Source organism: Halomonas sp. McH1-25 (assembly GCF_022348165.1).
GTDB lineage: Bacteria > Pseudomonadota > Gammaproteobacteria > Pseudomonadales > Halomonadaceae > Modicisalibacter.
Window position 1 is genome coordinate 174,107 of sequence record NZ_JAKRFI010000001.1, and the last position, 21,677, is coordinate 195,783.

Below are 21,677 nucleotides of genomic sequence, written 5' to 3' on the forward strand. Positions count from 1 at the left end.
AATTCCTCGTTAGCGTGAGGGTGTCCGGTCGGGCGCCCTCCGGTCCTGCACACAAGAGTGATTCGTCATGGTTACCACTACGCTCGGTGACGGCACTGGCAGCGCGGCCTCTCGGCGCACGCCTGCCGCCCGGCTTCAGGACTGGCTGCCACGTCTGGTCGTGGCGCCATCCTTCGCCATCTCGCTGTTCTTCGTCTATGGCTTCATGCTTTGGACTTTCGTCCTGTCATTGACCAATTCGCGCATGCTGCCGCAATACGACTTCATCGGCTTCGCGCAGTATGCGCGGCTGATGGAGAACGAACGCTGGTGGGTCGCATCGACCAATCTGGCGATCTTCGGCGGTTTGTTCGTGGTCATATGCCTGGTGATCGGCGCCGGTCTGGCTATTCTGCTCGACCAGCGGATACGCCAGGAAGGTGTTCTGCGTACGATCTATCTCTATCCCATGGCGTTGTCGCTGATCGTCACCGGCGTGGTCTGGAAATGGCTGCTCAACCCGTCCCTGGGCATCGAAGCGATGGTCCAGGGGTGGGGATTCGAATCCTTCCAGTTCGACTGGCTGGTCGATTCGGACATGGCCATTTATACCTTGGTGCTTGCTGCCGTATGGCAGGCCTCGGGATTCGTCATGGCGATGTTCCTGGCCGGGCTGCGCGGCATCGATGACAACATCATCAAGGCCGCTCAACTCGATGGCGCCAGCCTGCCGCGCGTCTATTGGCGAGTGGTGTTGCCCTGTCTGCGGCCCGTGGTATTCAGCGCAGTGATGATACTGGCGCATATCGCCATCAAGAGTTTCGACCTGGTGATGGCGCTGACCGGAGGCGGGCCGGGCTATGCCACGGACCTGCCTGCCACGTTCATGTACGTGCATGCCTTCACCCGTGCCCAGATCGGCCTCGGCTCGGCGAGTGCCATGCTCATGCTCGGTGCCGTGCTGGCGATTCTGGTGCCTTATCTGTTTTCCGAACTGAGGGGGCGCAAGCATGGATAACGTGATTCGGCGCCGGACACCCGGTGCACGCCTGGCTCGCTGGAGCCTCTACGCAGTGCTGATAGGCATGGCGCTGTTCTATCTGCTGCCGCTGGTGGTGATGCTGCTGACCTCGGTGAAGCCGCTCGAAGAGATTCGTGCCGGCTCGTTGCTGGCGTTGCCCCAGGCTCCCACGCTGGCCCCCTGGGTCAAGGCGTGGAGCGAAGCCTGCACCGGGATGCGCTGTGAAGGCGTGGGCGGTTACTTCTGGAATTCGTTTCGGATCGTGATTCCCGCCGTAGCGATTTCCACCTTGCTCGGGGCGCTCAATGGCTATGCGTTGACCAAGTGGCGCTTTCGAGGCGCCGATCTGATCTTCGCCCTGATGCTGTTCGGCTGCTTCATTCCGTTCCAGGTGGTTCTGCTGCCCATGGCGCGTACCCTGGGCTGGCTCGGCCTGTCCACCTCCACGGCGGGGTTGGTGCTGGTGCACGTGGTGTTCGGGATCGCTTTCACTACGCTGTTCTTCCGCAATTTCTACGTCTCTATTCCCAACGAACTGGTATCAGCGGCGAAGCTCGACGGGGCGGGGTTCTTCCGCATTTTCTGGCGTATCCTCCTGCCGATTTCCGCGCCGATCTTCGTGGTGTCGGTCATCTGGCAGTTCACTCAGATCTGGAACGATTTCCTGTTCGGGGTGGCCTTCTCGGCCTTCGAAACGCAACCGGTCACCGTGGCGCTGAACAATCTGGTGAACACCTCCACGGGCGTGAAGGAATATAACGTCGACATGGCGGCGGCCATGATCGCCGCATTGCCGACGCTGGTGGTGTATGTGCTGGCAGGCAAGTATTTCGTGCGCGGGCTGACGGCCGGCTCGGTAAAAGGCTGACGTGAACGTCGCCTGCGGCGACGGGAATAACAAGAGTTGAGGTAACTGCTATGTCTGCTTTGGAAATTCGCCAGGTCCGCAAGGATTTCGGGGCCACCCGCGTACTCAAGGATGTCAGCCTGTCGATCGACTCGGGCGAGTTCCTGATCCTGGTCGGCCCTTCGGGCTGCGGCAAGTCGACGCTCATGAATGCCATTGCCGGACTGGAGCCGGTCACGGCGGGGGAGATTCTGATTGCCGGTGAGGATGTCACCTGGCGCACACCGGCCGAGCGCGACATTGCCATGGTATTTCAGTCCTACGCGCTCTACCCGAGCATGACGGTGCGCCAGAACATCGCCTTTGGGTTGGAGATGCGCAAGGTGCCCAAGGCCGAGCGCGAAGCGGCCGTGGAAAGAGTGGCCGATTTGCTGCAGATCTCGCCTCTGCTCGATCGCAAGCCCTCGCAGCTCTCCGGGGGGCAGCGACAGCGTGTGGCCATGGGGCGGGCGCTGGCACGCGAGCCGAAGATCTATCTGTTCGATGAACCGCTTTCCAATCTGGATGCCAAGCTGCGTGTGGAGATGCGCACCGAGATCAAGAAGCTCCATCAGCGCCTGGGCACCACCATCGTCTACGTCACTCACGATCAGATCGAAGCGATGACGCTCGCCGACCGCATTGCGGTCATGCGCGACGGGCATATCCTGCAGTTGGGCACGCCGGAGGAGGTCTACAACGATCCGGTCGATATGTTCGTGGCCGGTTTCATGGGATCGCCGTCGATGAACTTCATTCAGGCGACACTGGAAGGCGACGCAGGTGCCTATCGTCTGGCGATCGAGACGCCGGAATCGCCGCGCCTGGTCCTGCCCTGGCCGGCAGCGCGTGAAACGCCGGCCATGGCCGATGCCGTTGGAGGACGGGCCGTGCTGGGCCTGCGCCCCGAGCATTTCAGTGAAGAGGACCTGCGCCTGGGCGACCGCGCTGAAGGTACCCTGCTAGCGGCGAAAGTCACCGTCGCCGAGCCCACAGGGGCCGATATCCTGCTTCGTCTGCCATTGGGCGATGGCGAAGTGACGGCCCGGGTCGGGCCCAAGGCATCCATCGCTGCGGGAGAGTGGATCGAGCTGCGTGTGGACATGAGCCGGGCGGTACTCTTCAGTCCGGACAGTGAGCGACGCTTGGCGTAGCGCTCGCTGCAACTGGCGGGCAATCGAGAGTCAGGGTTTGGTCGTTACATCACCGAGCGGCGCCTCTGCGTTGTGGGCGGTGGGCTGGTGACCCTGTTGCAGTTCGCTCCAGGCCGTATAGGTGCTGAGAAACACCCGTCCGGTCAGATGCTCCAGGAAGTCCGAGTACCTGAGTCGATCCATCACCGGCCCCTTGACCTCGGCCAGGTGCAGGGTGACCTGGGAGTCCTTGAGGCGCAGATTGATGGCTTCGAGGCTTTCCAGCGCCGAGGCATCGATCAGGTTGACCGCCGAGCAGATCAGCACCATGTGTTCGAGCTCGGGATGCTCGGCCACTAGGCCGTACACGGTATCTTCCAGGTAACGTGCGTTGGCGAAGTACAGACTTTCATCGATGCGTAACAGGGCGACTCGTTCGCTGCTTTCGACCTGGTGACGATGAATGTTGCGAAAGTGTTCGGTGCCCGGAATACGCCCGACCAGGGCACTGTGAGGGCGGCTGGTACGGTAGAGGTACAAGCCGATGGACAGCCCGACGCCGGCAATGACACCCGCTTCCACGCCTTGTACGAGGGTCAGGACGATGGTCGCCAGCATGGCGGCGGCGTCGCCGTGAGAATAGCGCCACGTCCGCCGCAGCGTGCGTGTGTCGATCAGCGTCAAGGCCGAGACGATGATGATCGCTGCCAGCGTGGCGATGGGCAGGAAATATATCAGCGGTGTCAAAAAGAGCGTGACGAAGGCCACCCCGACTGCGGCGAAGGCGCCGGCGGCTGGGGTTTGCGCGCCTGCATCGAAGTTGACCACCGTACGCGACAGGCTGCCTATCACTGGCAGACCGGATGACACGGCCGAGGCGATGTTCGCTGTGCCCAGGCCAATCAGTTCCTGATCGGGAGAGATCCGTTGTCTGCGCCTGGCGGCCAGCATCTGTGCGAGGGCGACCGACTCGATGAAGCCGACGATGCCGATCAGCAGCGCCGGCACGAGCAGGTCGCGCCACACGCCGAGGTCGGATGAAGGAATGCCGAGCGGTGGCAAGTGGCCCGGGACGTCGCCGACCACGTCGACGCCCCTGGACGGTAGATCCGCAGCCCAACAGACCGCCGTCGTCAAAGCGACCACGAACAGCGGTCCCAGTTTGACCAGGAAGCTGGCGTGGCGGGCATTCATGCCCCAGGCCTTGAGTCGCGGCCGTGCGCGACGAAACAGTTGCAGCAGCGCCACCGATGCCAGCCCTATCGCCAGGGTGGGCCAGTGAATCGCGTCGAGATTCGCCAGTAGGTTGCTCGCTTGGGTGACAAGCGTGAATCCCGAGGCTTCGATGCCTGCCAATCCCGCCAACTGGCTTGCCGCGATCAATATCCCCGAGGCGCTAAGCAGTCCCGACACGACCGGATGGCTGAGAAAATTGGCGAAGAATCCCAGGCGAAACAGTCCCATCAACGTCAGGATGATGCCGGTAAGAAAGGCGAGGGTAATGGCGGCTTCGAGGTAGGCGGCGCTGCCCGGCGTCGCAACTTCGACCAGGGCGGCACCGGTCATCAACGACACCAGGGCCATGGGGCCAATGGCCAGGGTCCGGCTCGTGCCGAACACGGCGTAGGCGAACAAGGGAAGGATGCTGGCGTAAAGTCCGACAATGGCTGGCAGGCCCGCTAACAGGGCATAGGCCAGAGCCTGGGGAATAACCATCAAAGTGACGATGAGCGCAGCGACCATGTCGCTGCTCAGCGTCTGACGATCGTAGCGGGGAAGCCATTCGACAATGGGGAAGTAGCGCTTCAGCATCCTGCTCTCACACGACGGGGTAAATAAAGCATAAGATTATAACATTTCAGCTTACCCGCGTCGTCCAAGCGGCAGGCAATGGCCTTGCCAACATCCGGTATCGCTAACCGGCGGGCTGCCATAGTCCGGGCAACTTTCGAATAACTCCTGCGTTTGCTGTCATCATCCTCAAGAATTCCTGCTACCTGCCGTTAATTTCGGTAACATTCTGTTCCATGATTATCAAGCCGATGCTCGCCGGATACGGCGACATAAGAATAAGGGGACGCAAGCCTGGCTTGCCGGTCCCAAGTGGCCGTCATCGGCGTTACGCAGGGGAGAACACAAGCATGCACAAAGGGACATCGAAGCCCTTGGTCTTGCTGCAGGAGCCATTTTTGGGTCAGGCAGTGGGCGACGTGCTGGCGATCGGTGCGCTGATGACCGAGGTCGAGCAGGCCAGTGTGGCGATGGCAGCACCGCTGTTGCGACTATGCAACGGCATCGACAATGAGCAGGAGATTTCGTTGAGTGCCACGAGCCTCGCCTGGCGCATGCGGGGGCCACTCAATGTGCTGCACAATTGGGCGTTGGCCGGCGATCTCAGCGTGCTGCCGCGGCCCGAGTCGGTCTCGTTGGAAGACTTCATCCATTTCGTGGCCATGGCACGCAGCTTGGCCGAGACGCAGGGCTTGCCCATCCCGGCTCGTTTGCTACATCTTCTGGGGCTGGCCATGGTGCGGGCACGACTGGAGCGCCATGTCGGGCTAACGCCCACCGTCGACCTTCCGACGTTGCACGCTACCGTAGGGTTGAGTGTCATCGAGATTGCCGCCGTGTGTGGACTCAAGCTGACGACGGTGAGAAATGCCGTATCCCGTCGCGAGATGGTGCATACCCGGGAAGAGGGGGTGCCGCTGGACGAAGCGCTCGACTGGATGGTTCAGCGCAGCGGCTTCCTGTACTCGCACACCAATGCCGTATGCCGGGATCGGCGAATCAACGGCCGCCTGGCGGCGGATTGGCTCGAGAAGTGCCCTGACGTGGTCGCCGAGCGCTACGTGAGCCGATTGCGGCTCTCGCTGTGGCGCCTGCCAAGCAACGGTCGACGCATCGCACTCAATGCCGAAGGGGTGCGCAATTGCGTGATGCTGCTTCCCGGAATCGAGATCGAAAGCCTGCATGGGCTGGGCCTCGAGCGACTGGAAGACCGCAGCGACGATCCGGCGGCCGAGATGCATCGCGAGGCGTTGTTGCTCGCTCCCGACGAGTCGCTGTGGCAATGTCAGGCGCCCAACCTGCGTGTCCTGGCTTCATTGATCGAGCGACTGGCATGCGTTAAAGCGGTCGAGGCTACGATCGATGCATGCGGCAGTTGATGCGATGCATGAGGTCAGGCGGATTCCGGCACCGATCTCTTGCGGGGCCGGCTTTGCCAGGCCGAGTAGGAATACAGCGCCAGGCCGATCCAGATCAACAGGAAAGACGCGAGCTGTGTCGGGGCCAGAGGCTCGCGAAAGACCAGTAGCGCAATGAAAAACTGCAGGGTCGGGTTGATGTACATGAGGAAACCGACCGTGGCGAGTCGCAGGCGGCGTGCTGCACCGGCAAAGGCCATCAAGGGCAGGGCGGTGATGATGCCGCTGGAAATCAGCAATAGTGTGGCTTGACCGTCACCGGCGAAAAAGTGGGAGCCGCCAACCGCACTCAACCAGACAATGGCCACCAAGCCAAGCGGCAGCAACAGCAGCGTTTCGACGAACAGGCCTGACAGGCCATCCAGTGGTATCTGTTTGCGCAGCAGTCCGTAGGTGCCGAACGAGATTGCCAGCGTCAAGGTGATCCATGGCAGTTCCCCCAGCAGTATCAATTGAATGGCGATGGCCACCGTGGCCAGCCCGACAGCGATACCCTGCAGCCTTTCCATACGCTCCTTGAGCACGATCATGCCGAGCAGCACGTTGACCAGCGGCGTCAGAAAATAGCCCAGGCTGGCCTGGAAGACATGACGTGTTTCGACGGCATAGATATAGATTCCCCAATTGAGCCCAATGAGTAATGCGCAAGCGAGAACGCGACCCAGTCGGCGTGGCTGGGCTAGTGCGGCACTCACCGGTGTCCAGCGGCGCAGCACGCTGATCAGGCCCGCCAGAAAGACACATGACCAGAGAATGCGGTGAATCAATACCTCCCAGGCGGGGATACCCTCGAACAGGGCGAAGAACAGCGGGAAACAGCCCCACATCACGTAAGCGGTGAGCCCGAAGATAACCCCTTGAGTGGCTTGCTTATCCGCTGATGCAGGTGAGGCCATGGCGTCTTCCTTGATGAGTAGGAGGCTAATGTAACATCATTTCCCTAGTCGGGCTGCAGGGAGGGCTCGCCATCGGTTAGTCTTCGGTAATGCCAAATTAACCGTGGCAGGCCACGGCAAGGAGAGGAAATGAGCAAGTTGCGCGTCACCCTGGTGCAGCCAGACCTGCACTGGGAAGATCCCGCGACCAACTGTCGTCAGCTCGAGGCTCAGTTGGGAGACACGGACGGCAACGAGACCGACCTGATCGTATTGCCCGAGATGTTCGCTACCGGGTTCACCATGAATTCCCGCGAAATGGCCGAACCCATGGCGCATAGCCAGAGCGTGGCATGGCTGCGCGATCAGGCCGCACAGCGTCAATGCGTCGTCACGGGTAGTGTGGCGGTGCTCGATGACGGCGAGTACTACAACCGGATGATCTGGGCGACGCCGGATGGCCAGGTGACTCACTACGACAAGCGGCATCTGTTCCGCATGGCCGGCGAGCACGAGCGTTACGGGATGGGCAACCAGCGGATGATCGTCGAACTCAAGGGTTTCCGCCTGCTGCTCTCCGTCTGCTACGACCTGCGTTTTCCGGTGTGGCTACGCCAGCAGCCAGGGGAAGGCGAGCATTTCGAATACGATGCCTTGCTGTGTGTCGCCAACTGGCCAGCTCCGCGACGCCAGCCCTGGCGGACTCTGTTGCAAGCGCGTGCCGTAGAGAACCTGTGCTACGTGGTGGGCGTCAATCGGGTTGGCGAGGATGCCAAGGGGCTGGCCTATGCCGGCGATTCGATGCTGGTCGACTACAAGGGCGAGGCGCTGATCGACGAGCCACGCGATACCACGTTCATGCGAACCGGCGAACTCGACCTCGATGCCTTGGCCCGCTTCCGGGAAAAATTCCCCGCCTGGATGGATGCCGATCGCTTTACGGTGGAACGCTAATGCGCCTGGACAAGTTTCTCAGCGAGACGACGGATCTGACACGCAGTTTGGCCAAGAAGGCACTGCATCGCGAAGAGGTCACCGTCGATGGCGAGGTCGTGAAGAATGCAGCCACTCACGTCGAGGCGACCCAAGACGTTCGTTGGCTTGGCGAGCGACTCGAGCTGGTCGGCTTTCGTTACCTGATGATGAATAAGCCCCTTGGCGTGGAGTGCACGACGCGCCCGGGCCGTTATCCGACTGTCCTCGAACTGATCGATCTTCCCAAGGTGGAGCGCCTGCATCCGGTAGGGCGGTTGGATGTGGATACGACAGGATTGGTACTGCTGACTGACGACGGCAAGTGGTCGCACCGCGTTACATCGCCTCGAGCCAAGTGCGATAAGGTCTATCGGGCGACGTTGGCCGAGCCACTGCAGGGCGATGCAGCCGAGCACGCCGTGAATGCCTTTGCACAAGGCATCTTGCTGGATGGCGAAGAGAAGCCGACACAGCCGGCGACCTTGGACATTCTTGGCTCCACCGAAGTCCGTGTCACCATCACCGAAGGCAAGTACCATCAGGTCCGGCGGATGTTTGCAGCCATCGGTAACCGGGTCGAAAGCCTGAACCGGGAATCGATCGGCCCGTTGATTCTGGACAAGGAACTCGAACCTGGCGAATGTCGGCTGTTGAAGCAGGAAGAAATCGACGCCTTTTAAACTTTATACCGTTATCTTTATTTAAAAAAAATAGGAATTAAAACTTAGGAACTCAAGGAGGAGGAGATGGCTGGCAAACGAACGGACCGAATCGTCACTCTGTTGCTCGATAAGCATGGCCGTACCTTTGCCGATGAGCTCGGAGTGAACCCCAAACGGAATACTCCCTCTCCTTTGTTTCAACTGCTCTGTCTGGCATTGCTTAGCAGTGCCAGATTAGGCGCCGGCAAGGCAATGCAGGCCAGCAAGGCGCTAGCTCGAGCGGGATGGAAAACGCCACAGGGAATGGCCAATACCCGATGGGAACAGCGCGTCGACGTACTGAACAAGAATGGCTACGCCCGGTACGATGAAAAGACAGCTAGTCAGCTCGCTGACATGGTCGGACATCTCCAGGCGAAATATGCCGGTGATTTACGCAAGCTCCGCGCCGAAGCGGATGGCGATCCCAACAAGGCACGTCGGTTGCTCAAGGAGTTCAAGGGAATCGGCGATGTAGGCGCCGATATTTTCCTGCGTGAAGTCCAGGTGGCCTGGGAAGAATACCAACCCTTTGCGGACAAGCTGGCTCTCAAGGCCGCCAGTCGGCTGGGATTGGGCAACGATGCCGCCAGTCTGGCGCAACATGTTTCGCAGGAGCGTTTTCCCCTGCTGGTCGCCGCCCTGGTGCGTAGCCAACTGGCCAAGGATCACGAAGAAATCCTGGCTCAAAGCTAGCCATTCAATCCAGCGGCATCGACCAAGGCCCGGGTATACTCGCTACGCGGGGCATGCAGGACCTGCTCGCAGTCGCCCTGTTCGACAACGGCGCCGTCCTTGAGAACGATGATGCGATGCGCCATGGCACGGACCACCGCCAAATCATGGCTGATGAACAGGTAGCTCAATCCCCGCCGAGCTTGAACGTCACGCAGCAGCTCGACGAGTTGCTTCTGCACGGTACGATCAAGGGCGGAGGTGGGCTCGTCGAGAACGAGCAATTGCGGCTCGAGTATCAGTGCGCGAGCGACGGCGATACGTTGACGCTGGCCGCCCGAGAACTCATGCGGATAGCGAGCGGTACAATCGGCCGGCAAACCGACTTCCTGAAGCGCTTTCGCGACGCGCCGGCCGACTTCCCCGGCGTCGAGTTCAGGCTGATGAAAACGCAGCCCCTCGCTGACGATATCGGCAACGGGCATACGTGGCGACAACGAGCCGAACGGATCCTGGAACACGACCTGAAAATCACCCCGCTTCTTGCGAAGTGCATTGCCCGCGAGGTCGTCGATACGCGTTCCATCGAAAACGATTTCACCCGATGAACCTGTCAAACGTAGCAGCGCCATGGCCAGCGTCGTCTTGCCGGAGCCGGACTCGCCGACGATGCCGAGGGTTTCGCCGCAATGTAATTGCAGGTCCATCGGCTGTACTGCCACGAACGGAGGGCGGCGTCGGGAAAACAGCCGCTTCGGCCGCTCATAAGCGACCTTGAGCTGCCTGGCTTCCAGCAGAGGGGGCGCGTTGACGGGAAAGTCGCTCGGACGACCTTGCGGTTCGGCATCCAGCAACGTACGCGTATACGCACTCCTGGGACGTTGGAAGACGTCGCTGACCGGCCCGGTTTCCTGTTCCCGGCCACGGTAGAGGACGCAGACACGGTCGGCATGGCGGCGCACGAGATTGAGATCATGGGTAATGAACAACATGGCCATGCCATGCGTTTCGCGCAGCTCGGCGAGTAGTGCCAGGATGTCCTGCTGCACCGTCACATCCAGTGCCGTTGTCGGCTCGTCGGCAATCAATAGCCTGGGGCTGTTGGCAATGGCCATGGCAATCATGACGCGCTGACGTTGCCCGCCGGAGAGTTGATGCGGCCAGGCATCGAGTAGTTCGTCCGGCCTCGGCAGTTTCACCTGCACGAGCAACTCTCGGACGCGTTCACGTGCGGCGCGTCCGCTCAGCCCCTGATGAAGCCGCAGCGTTTCACCGATCTGCTTGACAATGGTATGTAACGGGTTGAGTGAGGTCATTGGCTCCTGAAAAATGAAGCCGACCTGGTTGCCGCGAACGCCTTGCCAGTCCCGTGCAGTCAACCTCGACAGATCCACGTCGGAAAGCCGGCGCTCTCCGATCACGCTGGCACTCTCCGGCAACAATCCCATGGCGCCCAAGGCACTGACCGACTTGCCGGAACCGGATTCCCCGACCAGTGCAAGGGTTTCGCCGCGACGAATCTCGAGGGACAGGTTGTCGACCACGGTCGTGTTGCCGAAGGCAATGCTGAAACGGTGCAGGGAAAATACGCTATCAGCGCTCATCGGCTGGCTCCTCGGTGAGCGGCGCCATGGACGTTTCGGTATCCGGTTGCATGGGGGCGAGGATGTGTCGCGGATCGAAGGCGTCGCGCAGTCCTTCGCCGATGAATACCAGCAGCGACAGCATCAGGCTCAAGGTAACGAAGGCAGTGATCCCCAGCCAAGGGGCCTGGAGGTTGTTCTTGCCTTGTGCGACCAGCTCGCCCAGCGACGGTGAGCCGGGCGGCAACCCGAAGCCCAGGAAATCCAGCGCGGTGAGGGTGGTGATCGCGCCGGTGAACAGGAAAGGAATGAAGGTCAAGGTGGCGACCATGGCATTGGGCAACACGTGCCGCCACATGATCAGGTAGGACGGCAATCCCAGGGCACGTGCAGCGCGCACGTACTCCAGGTTGCGTGCACGCAGGAATTCTGCACGTACGATATCCACGAGGCCCAACCACGAAAAGAGCAGCATGATGCCCAGCAGCCACCAGAGATTGGGCTCGACCAGGCTGGCCAGGATGATCAACAGGAAAAGCATCGGTAACCCGGCCCAGATCTCCGTGAAGCGCTGGCCGATCAGATCGACCTTGCCGCCAAAATAACCCTGGATAGCGCCGACGAGAACGCCAAGTACCAGCGACCCGGCAGTCAGTACCAATGCGAAGACGACCGAGAGCCGGAAACCGTAGATCACTCTGGCCATGACGTCACGGCCCTGATCGTCGGTCCCCAGCCAGTGCCGCCAGGTTGGCGGCGAAGGGGCAGGGTGGGAGAGATTGCGGTCCAGCGTATCGTAGCTGAAGGGAATGGGGGGCCAGAGCATCCAGCCATTGGCGGCAATCTCATCGTAGACGAACTCATCCCGGTAATCGGCAGTGGTGGGCAGGAAGCCACCGAACTCGGTTTCCGGATAGTCGACGAACAGCGGTGCGTACCAGCGGTCCTGGTACTGCATGACGATGGGCTTGTCGTTGGCGATGAACTCCGCACCCAAACTGATCGCGAAAAGAACCACGAAGATCCAGAGCGACCATCGCGCCCGACGATTGCCACGAAAGACGGCAATGCGCCGACGGGTGATGGGTGACAGGTCTGCAAGAAAACGCGACAGCATGGAATCAGGCTCCTCTGGTCTCGAAGTCGATGCGTGGATCGACCCAGACATAGGTCAAGTCGGAGACTAGCTTGAGAAGGAGCCCGATCAGCGTATAGAGATACAGCGTTCCGAAAATGACCGGGTAGTCGCGTTGCATGACCGCTTCGAAGCCGAGCAGACCGAGACCATCGAGCGAAAAGATGACTTCGATCAGCAGCGAACCCGTGAAGAAGATTCCCACCAGGGCCGAAGGCAACCCGGCGATGATGATCAGCATCGCATTGCGAAAGACGTGTCCATAGAGCACCTTGCGGTCGCTCGCGCCCTTGGCCCGTGCGGTGAGTACGTACTGCTTGTGGATCTCGTCGAGAAAGCTGTTCTTGGTCAGCATGGTCAGCGTCGCAAAGCTGCCGATGGCGGCGGCTAAGACCGGCAGCGTGATGTGCCAGAAGTAATCGCCGATTTTTCCTAGCAGGCTCAAATCGTCAAAGTAGGGCGACGTCATGCCACGTAGCGGGAAAACGTCCCAGTAGCTGCCGCCGGCAAACAGGACGATCAGCAGGATCGCGAACAGAAAACCGGGTATGGCGTAACCGACGATGACCAGTCCCGACGTCCAGACGTCGAATCTCGAGCCATGACGCAACGCCTTGCGGATCCCTAACGGGATGGAGATCAAGTAGACGAGCAGGGTCGTCCACAACCCGAGTGAAATCGATACCGGGAGCCGTTCTATCATCAGGTCGATGACGGGACGATCCCGGAAGAAACTGGTGCCGAAATCGAAAGTCGCATAATCGACAATCATGTTCATGAAACGCACATGGGCCGGCTCGTCGAAACCGAACTGCTCCTCGAGCTCGGCTATGAAGCGCGGGTCGACGCCTCGCGATCCGCGCGACTCGCTTCCGCCTGCGGTATCGCCACCGCCGCCGCTCATGCGTGTGCTGGCGGCACTATCCAGCCCCTGGTAGCGCGCTAGTATCTGATCGATGGGCCCACCGGGAGCTGCCTGCACGATCACGAAATTCAGCAGCATGATTCCCAGCAGGGTGGGAATCATCAATAGCAAGCGTCGTAGAACATAGGCAGCCATGGCGAGTCTCCGGCTCAGCGACCACCATGCTGACGCTGGTTGATGACTTGGGCGCGCTCGGGATCGACCCACCAGGCTGCCAGATCCAGATTATATTCGGGGAAAGGCTCGGGATAGCCATACTTGTCCCAGATAGCCACCCGGGTCGCTGCCAGATGGAACTGCGGAATCACATAGAAGCCCCAACGCAGGACGCGATCGAGTGCCTGGGCGGCGGTATCCAGCTCTTCACGGCTGCTGGCACGGATGAGCTGCTCCACGAGCGCATCGACCACGGGGTTCTTCAAGCCGATGAGATTGCGGCTCTGGGGCTGGTCGGCGTATGGCGTTGTCCAATATTCGCGTTGCTCGTTGCCGGGGTTGGCCGACTGCGGGAAGCTGCCCACGATCAGGTCGTAATCGAAATTGCGCAGCCGATTCAGGTACTGGTTGACGTCGACGATACGGATCTTGCTCTGAATGCCGATGCGTTCGAGGTTGGCCAGCAGGGGCTGAACGATACGTTCGAACTGCGCATCGTAGAGCAGCACCTCGAGCGTGAAGGGCTCTCCGGTCTTGCGGTTGACCAGCTTGCCGTTCTGGACCTCATAGCCGGCGTCTCTCAGCAGTCCCAGCGCTTCGCGCAGGCGCGGGCGCAACTCTTGCGGATGCTCGATGGGCAGCGGTTTGTCGAAGACCCTCTTGGGCAGCTGATCGCGATAGGGCTCGAGCAGGGCCAGCTCGTCTTCGCTGGGCAGGCCTTCGGCTGCCATGGGGGAGTTCTCGAAGTAGCTGTGCGTACGCTCGTAGGCACCATAGAACAGATTGTCGTTCAGCCAGGGGAAGTCGAAGGCCAAGTTGAGAGCTTCGCGAACGCGGGGATCCTTGAACTTGTCTCGACGCAGGTTCATTACGTAAGCCTGCATGCCGGCAGGCTGACCGTCGGGAATCAGCAACTTCTCGACGTAACCCTGTTCCACGGCGGGGAAGTCATACGCCCTGGCCCAGTTGCGCGCACTGGACTCGATACGCATGTCCAGGTTGCCTGCCTTGAACGCCTCCAGTGCCACGGTCTGGTCGCGGTAATAGTCGAATATCAGCCGCTCGATGTTGTGACGCCCACGGTTGACCGGCAGGTTCTCGCCCCAATAGTCATCGACACGTTCATAGACGATACGCCGGCCTGGATCGACTTCGGCGATCCGGTAAGGGCCGGAGCCCAACAGAGGGTCGAGGGTGGGCTTCGCAAAATCGCGGCCTTTCCAGTAATGCTCTGGCAGGACGGGCAACTGCCCGAGGATCAGCGGCAGCTCGCGTGAATTTTGCTCCGCAAAGTCGAATCGGACGGTATTCTCATCGATGGCCTGTGCCGATGTCACGTCGGCGTAATAGGCGGCATAGAAGGGAGCGCCTTCAGCGCGCAGTAACCGAAAGCTGAAAACGACGTCCGAAGCGCTTATTGCAGTTCCATCATGGAAACGCGCCTCGGGATGCAGGTCGAACTCCATCCAGCGGCGTTCCGGGTCCAGGCGTACACCTTCGGCGAGCAAGCCGTACATGGTGAAGGGTTCGTCCGGGTTTTGCACCATCAGGGTGTCGTAGATTTCCGTGAGCCCACTGGCGGGCGTGCCCTTGACGATGAACGGATTGGTCGAGTCGAAGCTGCCGATGGCGGCGCGTACCAGTTCTCCGCCTACCGGGGCCTCTGGGTTGACGTAGGCGAAATGGTCGAAATCGGCCGGCATTTCGGGATCGTCATACATGGCAAGGGCATGTACGGTGGGAACTTCCTGCGCCTCTACCGCCAGCGTGATGCCCGGCAAGGACAAGGCAACAGCCACCAGGGCGGCTTTAACGATACGCGACATCGACACTTTTCCTTTGCAGTCCGGTCGAACGAGCTGATTTATTGCGAGTAAAGTGTCAGGCGCTGGCCGGGTTGTAAATACTGTTCGGTGTCCAACTGGTTCCACCGGATGAGGTCGTCCGTGGATACATCATGCCGAGCGGCAATGCGGGAAAGGCTGTCCCCGGCACGTACCTGCACGGTTTGCGGGCTGCCATTGCCGGTCGAAGCCAGTTCATCGACATTGGCATCGACGGGGATGCGTAACATCTGACCGACACGAATCATGTTGCTACGTAAATTGTTCTGGTGACGCAGCGTGCTTACCGGAATGGAGTAGCGCGATGCCAAACCAGACAACGTATCGCCACGACGCACACGATACTGCGCCCAGCGTGCCGTGACCTGGTCCTGCTCGAGCAGAGCCTCGGTCACGGAGTCTTTGGCGGCTCGGGGTATCAGCAGATCCGGAGAACCCTCGGGAAGGGTGGTGCCTCGGATGAGCCCAGGATTGAGTGCCTTGAGACGCGCAAGGCTAACATCCGCCAGGTCGGCCACCTGAGCCAGGTCGAACTGCCCGTCTACCGCGACGCGTGCGAACACCGCCTGATCGGGAATGCTGGGCAAGGCGATGCCGTAGCGGCTCGGCTTGGCAATCAGGCGGGACAGCGCCAACAGTTTGGGTACGTAATCCATCGTCTGGTTGGGCAGATCCAAGTGCCAATAGTCGCCAGGTTCTCCGCGTGCCACAGCCTTGCGTCGCGCCTGGTTGACCGTGCCCGGTCCGGCGTTGTAAGCCGCCAGGGCAAGCTCCAGATCGCCCTCGTACCAGCGGTCCGCCTGCTGCTGAAGGTAATCGAGTGCCGCCTTGGTCGAAGCAATGACATCGAGTCGACCGTCATACCACCAATCCCGACGTAATCCGAGCGCGTCGCTCGTGCCCGGCATCAACTGCCACATGCCTGTGGCTCCACCGGGATGACGCGCCGCGGGATCGTAAGCGCTTTCGATGAACGGCAGCAGGGCGAGTTCGGCCGGCATATCGCGCCGTTCCAGCTCACTGAGCACCCAGTAAAGCCAGGGGCGGGCCTGTTCGGCAATTGCCGTTACGCTACCCGGAAGTCGGCGATAATAGTCGATCCACTCCTGAACTCGCGGTTCCTGCGTATCGACCTGCCACTGGAAATTGCCGCGTAGGCGCTCCCAGATGTCGCCTTGCGTGACAGTTTCCAGTAGCAGGGCCTCCCAGAAGGGGGCGGTGGATGATTCGGACTGTGCCTGTGCCGTACCGGCCAGTGTCGTCAGGGTCAAAATGACGCCGCCCGCCAGGCTCATGGCCTGGCGGCGGGACGAGCGGTCACTCATAGGACGATCCTTGTGAGCGAAGGTTGATTTTTCGAGACTAGAAATTGTCTTTCCAGGCGCGCAGCGTCGTGAACGTGGCAAGCGGCGTGTCGCTTTCGCCCTGGGTCGCCGCTGTTGCCTGGACGCGTTTGTCCTCGACGCGCAGGAACGGATTGATCTGGCGCTCGCGAGCGATGGTAGTGGGCAGGGTGGCCCGGTTCGACTCCCGCGCCCTCTGACATTCCAGCAGATGCCTGTCGCGTGCTGCGTTGTCAGGGTCGGCTGCCTGGGCGAAGCGCAAGTTGGCCAACGTATACTCATGCGCCGCGAAGACCATCGTTTCCTCGGGCAGTTTGGCCAGGCGCGTCAGCGATCGATACATCTGCTCCGGTGAACCCTCGAACAGGCGTCCGCATCCACCACAAAATAGAGTGTCGCCACAGAACAGCAGAGAAGGCGTGCCTGCAGCAAAGAAGGCGATATGGTCGAGCGTGTGCCCGGGAACGGCCATCACCTCGAAGCGACGACCCAAAACGCGGCATGAATCGCCTTCGCCAACGCGCTCGTCTATCTCCTTGATCTGAGGATTTTCCGGGCCGATGATACGAGGAGAGTAGCGTTTGGCTAGCTCCGCCAAGCCACCCGTGTGATCATGGTGGTGATGGGTCACCAGTACCGTTGAGAGTCGTAGGCCTTCGCGCTCCAGATAGTCGATGACCGGATGCGCATCGCCGGGATCGACGACGGCCACCTCGGTAGAGTTGTCCTGTAGCAATAGCCAGATATAGTTATCACTGAAAGCGGGAATGGGGATCACGCTCATCATGGATCGATAATTCCTCTGCGCAGTTATCGCCAGCCGGGACGCTGCATGCCGTATGCCGTAGTATAGTGGAATCGGCCTGAACCCAGGCTGCGCAAATGGCACAACCTTGGGGGGATCGAAGCGCTGTGTCAAATTCGAATATTACCCAATCGTTGACCCAGTTGGTCGAAGAAGGCCGCCAATACTGGTCCTCGCCAACCGGCCGCGCCCACTGGCAAGCCGAACGGGCGTGCCTTGGCCCTGTCTGCGAGCGGTTGTTCGGCGCTCATAGCCTGCACATGGGGATGTCGCCGCGCCTGACCGACATGTGCCCCATCCGACATTCGCTGTGCTGGGCGCCGACTCGGGAATTGGCGGAGGATTCCTCCTGCCTGATCTGTCCTCCCGATCGCTTGGCGCTTCCCGACGACAGCCTTTCCTTGGTGGTTATCCATCATCTTCTGGAAATCGTGCCCGAGCCCCATCGCCTGCTACAGGAAGCCACGCGTGTCGTCGGCGATAGCGGTTACGTCATCATTTTCGGCTGGTCGCCCTTGGGCGTGGAGGGCTTGAACCGGCCCTGGCTCAAGCCGCGTGACGCCTTACCATGGCGAGGCCGCTGGCGAACGCCGGGACGGCTCAAGGACTGGCTCGAGTTTGTCGACTTCGAGATCGAACGAGTAGACTACTGCGGCTTCAGGTTGCCCGGCAGTTTGCCGCGCAATGCTTCTCTCGAGACGTTCGGAAGACGCCACAACCTGCCATTGGGCGATACATACATGATCCGCGCACGACGTCGGGTCCAGTGGGCCCGGATCGTCAAACCGCGGCTGCCGGCCACGGTCGTTGGACGTTCGCTGCTAGGCAGCTCTCCACGCATCACAGCCGAGCATGAACGCGAGAGGTTGACCGAGGTTGAATGACAAGACTTGCCCCGAGGTGACGATCTATACCGATGGCGCCTGTCGGGGAAATCCCGGGCCGGGGGGATGGGGGGCTATATTGAGTTCGGGGCGTCACGAAAAGACGCTCAACGGCTTCGAGCCCACGACCACCAATAACCGCATGGAGTTGATGGCAGCCATCATGGCGCTGCGCGAACTCAAGCGCCCCTGCCGGGTCGAGCTGTACACCGACTCACAGTACGTGCGCAAAGGCATCACCGAGTGGATTCACGGCTGGCAGAAGCGGGGCTGGAAAACCGCGGCGAAACAGCCAGTGAAGAACGCCGAGTTATGGCGTGAGCTGCTCGCCGAGACCCGCAAGCACGAGTTGAACTGGCACTGGGTGAAAGGCCACAGCGGTCATCCCGGCAATGAACGCGCCGACACGTTGGCCAATGAGGCCATCGACGCCGCCAAACTCGCCCAAGATTAATCAGGACTGTACGGATCAAAGCATGCGCCAAATCGTTCTGGATACCGAGACCACGGGTATCGACCCGAAGGAAGGGCATCGCCTCATCGAGATCGGGGCCGTCGAGGTCATCAATCGCCGCCTGACAGGGCGCACCTATCACCAATACATCAACCCCGACCGGGAGATCGAAGCGGAAGCCATCGGGATTCACGGCATCACCAATGAACGTGTCGCCAATGAGCCGCGCTTTGCCGAGGTCGCCGACGCATTCTGGGAATTCATCCGCGGCGCCGAGCTGGTCATTCATAACGCGGCCTTCGATGTCGGCTTCATCGACCATGAATTCAAGTTGCTGCATGCTCAGCGCGGCGATCCTCGCCTGGGACCGGTCGCCGACCACTGCGGTGTGCTGGATACGCTGAAACTTGCCCGTGACAAGCATCCGGGGCAGCGCAACAGTCTGGATGCGCTATGCAAGCGCTACGAAATCGACAATGGCCACCGTGTGTTGCACGGCGCATTGTTGGATGCCGAGATCCTGGCCGACGTCTACCTTGCCATGACCGGGGGCCAGACGGCTCTGCTGCTCGATGCGGAAACGCAGGACACCGGCGCGGAGAGTGGCACGACCGGCGGTATTCGACGTTTGGCCATGGAACGTCCGCGTCTGGCCGTGACCCGGCTGAGCGACGCGGAGCTGGCGGCACACCACGCCAAGCTGGCCCAGATCCGCGACAAGAGCGGCCAATGTCACTGGGACAGTCTGGCCGGTTGGCAGCACGATGATACCGGCCAGGCTACGCTCTGATGTTTCGTCGAGAACTTCCCACTTTGGTGGATCATTCGGGCGGGTTGTTGGTACGTATCGGTGAGCGAGGCGTCATTGCGCCGGGCGATGCCCCTGGCGTGCTGGCCGACGTAGCGAGCTGGCCCGAAAACGCCCAGCCTCTCGGATTCTGGCAAGACCGCCCCGTTGCCCTCAGTATCGAGCAGGGAGACGAGGATTGGTTGCCGGCCCGGGAGTGGCTGGGTCAGTTGCCCGGTTCGTACTCCGTGCTGATTTCGACGGCGCTGCAGGTCGCCACGTGGCAACGCGATCATCGATTCTGCGGACGTTGCAGCACGGCGATGCAGCGCATCGAAAGCGAGTTTGCGATGCAGTGCCCAGCCTGTGGTCATCGCAATTACCCACGCATATCTCCGTGCATCATCACCTTGGTCACTCACGGAGAAGACCTGTTACTGGCACGCAGCCCACGTTTCCCGCCCGGCCGCTTCTCGACCCTGGCCGGATTCATCGAGCCGGGTGAAAGTGCCGAGGATGCCGTACGACGCGAAGTATTCGAGGAGGTGGGGGTGGATGTCGGCAGGATTGCCTACTATCGCAGTCAATCCTGGCCATTTCCGCATTCGTTGATGCTGGGCTATTTTGCCGAGGCGGCGAGCCGACGTATTGCCATCGATGGTGTGGAAATTGCCGACGCGGCCTGGTTTTCACCTCGCCGCTTGCCACAGCTGCCACCGCCGTATTCGATATCGCGTGATTTGATCGAGACGCACCTGAAATCGGTTGGTGCACGTTGAGCCATATGCGCTGCTGCGCATATGGGCGATGTGCCGTTATCGGCTCGGGAACAGACTGGTCAGCTTGGTGGCAAGCATGAGGTTGCCACTGGCTTTCAGCTTGCCGGACATGAAGGCCTGCATGCCATTGATATCGCCATTCATAACCCCTTTGAGGGTGTCGGTATCCGTGCTCAAGGTGACGGAAGGATCGTCGTGCTCGCCCTGGTGAACGTCCATGGTGCCGTCCTGCACGATCAGATAGTAGTTCTCGGCGTCGCTGATGTTGAACTGGAAAATGTCATCCATGCCTTGTGCGGCAGCGGGATCGAACCGAGACTTGAGATTCTCGATGATGGTAGTGCTATCGGCCATTAGGCGCCCCTTGATACAAGGTGGGTGAAAACTGCGAGAGTATTTAAAACATTCGTTTGAATCAAGTCTGCGCAGCAGCACCGAGCGTATTATGTTCAGGCATACATGGAAACGGAGAGAAATGTGATCGACTGGATTGCCGATTACGGCATGTTCCTGGCCCAGGTGGCTACGTTCGCCATCATAGGCCTACTGTTCATCGCCGTCATTGCGCGGACGAAGGGCAATGTGGAACGCAGCAAGCTACGGGTGGAGGAACTCAACGGTCGCTACCGTTCCAGACAGCGCCGCTTACGTCTGACGCGCATGGGCAAGAAACAGCGCAAGGCGGCGCTGAAGGTGTTCAAGAAGGAGGACAAGCAGGCGGCGCAGGCCAAGGATGCCGAAGATAAGGGATCGACGACCGTTTGGGTCATCGACTTTCATGGCGATATCAAGGCATCCGCGACCTCACGACTTTCTCAGGAGGTTTCCGCACTGCTGGGCGTGGTGGAGCAGGGCGATGAAGTCGTCATCCGGCTCGAATCCCCGGGCGGCCTGGTGCATGCGTACGGTTTGGCGGCGGCTGAGCTCGACCGCTTGCGCGAGGCGGGGGTTACCACCACCGTATGTATCGACAAGGTCGCTGCCAGTGGCGGTTACCTGATGGCCTGCTGCGGTGACAGGTTGCGAGCCGCACCATTTGCCGTCATTGGTTCGATCGGCGTCGTTGCCCAGCTGCCCAACGTGCACCGTCTGCTAAAGAAACACGATATCGATGTCGAACTGCTGACGGCAGGACGTTACAAGCGCACGCTGACGGTACTGGGCGAAAATACCCAGGAAGGGCGTGAAAAGTTTTTGGATGATCTCGAAAACACCCACCAACTCTTCAAACGCTTCGTGAGCCAGCGTCGGCCGCAACTCGATATCGAGGCCGTGTCCACCGGCGAAATCTGGTATGGCAGCGAAGCCGTGGAAAACGGTCTCGTTGATGAAGTAGGCACCAGCGAGGCTTACCTGCTCGAGCGCATGAAGCAGGCACGGGTAATCCTGCTGGCTCTGGAAAAGCATCGGGGTTTGTCGGAACGTCTGGGAAAAACGGTATCGCTTGGCATCGAGCGTGGGGTGCAACGCCTCTTCGAGGTGGTGGATGCCAGCCGCTGGCAACGCCGCTGAACCGACATCGACCTGT

Annotated in this window: 21 protein-coding genes; 12 read left to right on the forward strand and 9 right to left on the reverse strand. The window is 60.5% G+C overall.

Translation table 11 applies throughout. The annotated features are described in order from the left end of the window. The first annotated feature begins 67 nt into the window (after window positions 1-67). The 3 genes from MHM84_RS00815 to MHM84_RS00825 are packed head-to-tail and all read left to right on the forward strand — an operon-like array spanning window position 68 to window position 3,040. Complete coding sequence (locus MHM84_RS00815) at window positions 68-997, forward strand: sugar ABC transporter permease (protein ID WP_239261426.1); 930 nt, start codon at window positions 68-70, stop codon at window positions 995-997. Then, window positions 990-1,868, forward strand: a complete 879-nt coding sequence (locus MHM84_RS00820) for a carbohydrate ABC transporter permease (protein WP_239261428.1) — start codon at window positions 990-992, stop codon at window positions 1,866-1,868. The genes MHM84_RS00815 and MHM84_RS00820 overlap by 8 nt, the downstream gene beginning before the upstream one ends. A 50-nt stretch (window positions 1,869-1,918) precedes the next feature. Continuing rightward, window positions 1,919-3,040, forward strand: a complete 1,122-nt coding sequence (locus MHM84_RS00825) for an ABC transporter ATP-binding protein (protein ID WP_239261430.1) — start codon at window positions 1,919-1,921, stop codon at window positions 3,038-3,040. Between the two features lie 30 nt (window positions 3,041-3,070). Here the strand turns inward: MHM84_RS00825 and sulP are convergent, their stop codons facing one another. Then, window positions 3,071-4,831 (reverse strand): sulfate permease, encoded by a 1,761-nt coding sequence (gene sulP / locus MHM84_RS00830; RefSeq protein WP_239261432.1) that lies wholly within the window; start codon window positions 4,829-4,831, stop codon window positions 3,071-3,073. 329 nt (window positions 4,832-5,160) lie between these two features. On the opposite strand from sulP, the gene MHM84_RS00835 reads away from it, so the two are divergent. Beyond that, window positions 5,161-6,189 (forward strand): hypothetical protein, encoded by a 1,029-nt coding sequence (locus MHM84_RS00835; RefSeq protein WP_239261434.1) that lies wholly within the window; start codon window positions 5,161-5,163, stop codon window positions 6,187-6,189. A gap of 14 nt (window positions 6,190-6,203) precedes the next feature. On the opposite strand, the gene rarD is transcribed toward MHM84_RS00835, so the two are convergent. Then, a complete protein-coding gene (gene rarD / locus MHM84_RS00840) occupies window positions 6,204-7,124 on the reverse strand; it encodes an EamA family transporter RarD (protein WP_239261436.1) in 921 nt (306 codons plus the stop codon). 129 nt (window positions 7,125-7,253) lie between these two features. Between rarD and MHM84_RS00845 the strand changes: the two genes are divergently transcribed. The 3 genes from MHM84_RS00845 (at window position 7,254) to MHM84_RS00855 (ending at window position 9,475) form a co-directional block, all read left to right on the forward strand. Next, window positions 7,254-8,057, forward strand: a complete 804-nt coding sequence (locus tag MHM84_RS00845) for an amidohydrolase (protein ID WP_239261438.1) — start codon at window positions 7,254-7,256, stop codon at window positions 8,055-8,057. Then, complete coding sequence (locus MHM84_RS00850) at window positions 8,057-8,758, forward strand: pseudouridine synthase (protein ID WP_239261441.1); 702 nt, start codon at window positions 8,057-8,059, stop codon at window positions 8,756-8,758. The genes MHM84_RS00845 and MHM84_RS00850 overlap by 1 nt, the downstream gene beginning before the upstream one ends. Window positions 8,759-8,824: 66 nt before the next feature. Beyond that, window positions 8,825-9,475 (forward strand): hypothetical protein, encoded by a 651-nt coding sequence (locus tag MHM84_RS00855; RefSeq protein WP_239261443.1) that lies wholly within the window; start codon window positions 8,825-8,827, stop codon window positions 9,473-9,475. On the opposite strand, the gene MHM84_RS00860 is transcribed toward MHM84_RS00855, so the two are convergent. The 6 genes from MHM84_RS00860 to gloB are packed head-to-tail and all read right to left on the reverse strand — an operon-like array spanning window position 9,472 to window position 17,227. Then, window positions 9,472-11,058, reverse strand: coding sequence for a dipeptide ABC transporter ATP-binding protein (locus MHM84_RS00860; RefSeq protein ID WP_239261445.1), 1,587 nt, complete (start codon window positions 11,056-11,058; stop codon window positions 9,472-9,474). The two genes, MHM84_RS00855 and MHM84_RS00860, sit on opposite strands and share 4 nt — an antisense overlap. Further along, a complete protein-coding gene (locus MHM84_RS00865) occupies window positions 11,048-12,154 on the reverse strand; it encodes an ABC transporter permease (protein ID WP_239261447.1) in 1,107 nt (368 codons plus the stop codon). The genes MHM84_RS00860 and MHM84_RS00865 overlap by 11 nt, the downstream gene beginning before the upstream one ends. A gap of 4 nt (window positions 12,155-12,158) precedes the next feature. Continuing rightward, window positions 12,159-13,232, reverse strand: coding sequence for a microcin C ABC transporter permease YejB (locus MHM84_RS00870; RefSeq protein ID WP_239261449.1), 1,074 nt, complete (start codon window positions 13,230-13,232; stop codon window positions 12,159-12,161). 14 nt (window positions 13,233-13,246) lie between these two features. Beyond that, window positions 13,247-15,079, reverse strand: coding sequence for an extracellular solute-binding protein (locus tag MHM84_RS00875; protein WP_239261450.1), 1,833 nt, complete (start codon window positions 15,077-15,079; stop codon window positions 13,247-13,249). Window positions 15,080-15,117: 38 nt separating this feature from the next. Further along, window positions 15,118-16,422, reverse strand: a complete 1,305-nt coding sequence (locus tag MHM84_RS00880) for a LysM peptidoglycan-binding domain-containing protein (protein ID WP_239261452.1) — start codon at window positions 16,420-16,422, stop codon at window positions 15,118-15,120. Between the two features lie 37 nt (window positions 16,423-16,459). Next, window positions 16,460-17,227, reverse strand: a complete 768-nt coding sequence (gene gloB / locus MHM84_RS00885; protein ID WP_239261454.1) for a hydroxyacylglutathione hydrolase — start codon at window positions 17,225-17,227, stop codon at window positions 16,460-16,462. A gap of 125 nt (window positions 17,228-17,352) precedes the next feature. Here gloB and MHM84_RS00890 point away from each other — a divergent pair, with 125 nt between their 5' ends. From MHM84_RS00890 to nudC, 4 genes are read left to right on the forward strand one after another with little or no spacing between them, the layout of a single operon-like run. Continuing rightward, on the forward strand, window positions 17,353-18,129 hold the full coding sequence (locus MHM84_RS00890) for a methyltransferase domain-containing protein (protein ID WP_239261456.1): 777 nt from the start codon (window positions 17,353-17,355) through the stop codon (window positions 18,127-18,129). After that, window positions 18,122-18,583, forward strand: coding sequence for a ribonuclease HI (gene rnhA, locus MHM84_RS00895; protein ID WP_239261458.1), 462 nt, complete (start codon window positions 18,122-18,124; stop codon window positions 18,581-18,583). Before MHM84_RS00890 ends, rnhA begins: the two co-directional genes overlap by 8 nt. A 22-nt stretch (window positions 18,584-18,605) precedes the next feature. Further along, window positions 18,606-19,373, forward strand: a complete 768-nt coding sequence (gene dnaQ, locus MHM84_RS00900; RefSeq protein WP_239261460.1) for a DNA polymerase III subunit epsilon — start codon at window positions 18,606-18,608, stop codon at window positions 19,371-19,373. Next, on the forward strand, window positions 19,373-20,149 hold the full coding sequence (gene nudC, locus MHM84_RS00905; protein ID WP_239261462.1) for an NAD(+) diphosphatase: 777 nt from the start codon (window positions 19,373-19,375) through the stop codon (window positions 20,147-20,149). The genes dnaQ and nudC overlap by 1 nt, the downstream gene beginning before the upstream one ends. Before the next feature lie 36 nt (window positions 20,150-20,185). Here the strand turns inward: nudC and MHM84_RS00910 are convergent, their stop codons facing one another. Then, window positions 20,186-20,503 (reverse strand): SCP2 sterol-binding domain-containing protein, encoded by a 318-nt coding sequence (locus tag MHM84_RS00910; RefSeq protein ID WP_239261464.1) that lies wholly within the window; start codon window positions 20,501-20,503, stop codon window positions 20,186-20,188. A 123-nt stretch (window positions 20,504-20,626) separates the two neighbouring features. Here MHM84_RS00910 and sohB point away from each other — a divergent pair, with 123 nt between their 5' ends. Next, window positions 20,627-21,661, forward strand: coding sequence for a protease SohB (sohB, locus tag MHM84_RS00915; protein ID WP_239261466.1), 1,035 nt, complete (start codon window positions 20,627-20,629; stop codon window positions 21,659-21,661). Window positions 21,662-21,677: the final 16 nt, after the last annotated feature.

Coding starts and splice junctions, on each gene's coding strand:
- MHM84_RS00880 (WP_239261452.1), bottom strand. CDS start 16,422: ATGAGTGACCGCTCGTCCCGCCGCCAGGCCATGAGCCTGGCGGGCGGC.
- MHM84_RS00825 (WP_239261430.1), top strand. CDS start 1,919: ATGTCTGCTTTGGAAATTCGCCAGGTCCGCAAGGATTTCGGGGCCACC.
- MHM84_RS00820 (WP_239261428.1), top strand. CDS start 990: ATGGATAACGTGATTCGGCGCCGGACACCCGGTGCACGCCTGGCTCGC.
- nudC (WP_239261462.1), top strand. CDS start 19,373: ATGTTTCGTCGAGAACTTCCCACTTTGGTGGATCATTCGGGCGGGTTG.
- sulP (WP_239261432.1), bottom strand. CDS start 4,831: ATGCTGAAGCGCTACTTCCCCATTGTCGAATGGCTTCCCCGCTACGAT.
- MHM84_RS00815 (WP_239261426.1), top strand. CDS start 68: ATGGTTACCACTACGCTCGGTGACGGCACTGGCAGCGCGGCCTCTCGG.
- MHM84_RS00850 (WP_239261441.1), top strand. CDS start 8,057: ATGCGCCTGGACAAGTTTCTCAGCGAGACGACGGATCTGACACGCAGT.
- dnaQ (WP_239261460.1), top strand. CDS start 18,606: ATGCGCCAAATCGTTCTGGATACCGAGACCACGGGTATCGACCCGAAG.
- MHM84_RS00860 (WP_239261445.1), bottom strand. CDS start 11,058: ATGAGCGCTGATAGCGTATTTTCCCTGCACCGTTTCAGCATTGCCTTC.
- MHM84_RS00865 (WP_239261447.1), bottom strand. CDS start 12,154: ATGCTGTCGCGTTTTCTTGCAGACCTGTCACCCATCACCCGTCGGCGC.
- MHM84_RS00835 (WP_239261434.1), top strand. CDS start 5,161: ATGCACAAAGGGACATCGAAGCCCTTGGTCTTGCTGCAGGAGCCATTT.
- gloB (WP_239261454.1), bottom strand. CDS start 17,227: ATGATGAGCGTGATCCCCATTCCCGCTTTCAGTGATAACTATATCTGG.
- MHM84_RS00910 (WP_239261464.1), bottom strand. CDS start 20,503: ATGGCCGATAGCACTACCATCATCGAGAATCTCAAGTCTCGGTTCGAT.
- rarD (WP_239261436.1), bottom strand. CDS start 7,124: ATGGCCTCACCTGCATCAGCGGATAAGCAAGCCACTCAAGGGGTTATC.
- MHM84_RS00870 (WP_239261449.1), bottom strand. CDS start 13,232: ATGGCTGCCTATGTTCTACGACGCTTGCTATTGATGATTCCCACCCTG.
- MHM84_RS00845 (WP_239261438.1), top strand. CDS start 7,254: ATGAGCAAGTTGCGCGTCACCCTGGTGCAGCCAGACCTGCACTGGGAA.
- MHM84_RS00875 (WP_239261450.1), bottom strand. CDS start 15,079: ATGTCGCGTATCGTTAAAGCCGCCCTGGTGGCTGTTGCCTTGTCCTTG.
- MHM84_RS00855 (WP_239261443.1), top strand. CDS start 8,825: ATGGCTGGCAAACGAACGGACCGAATCGTCACTCTGTTGCTCGATAAG.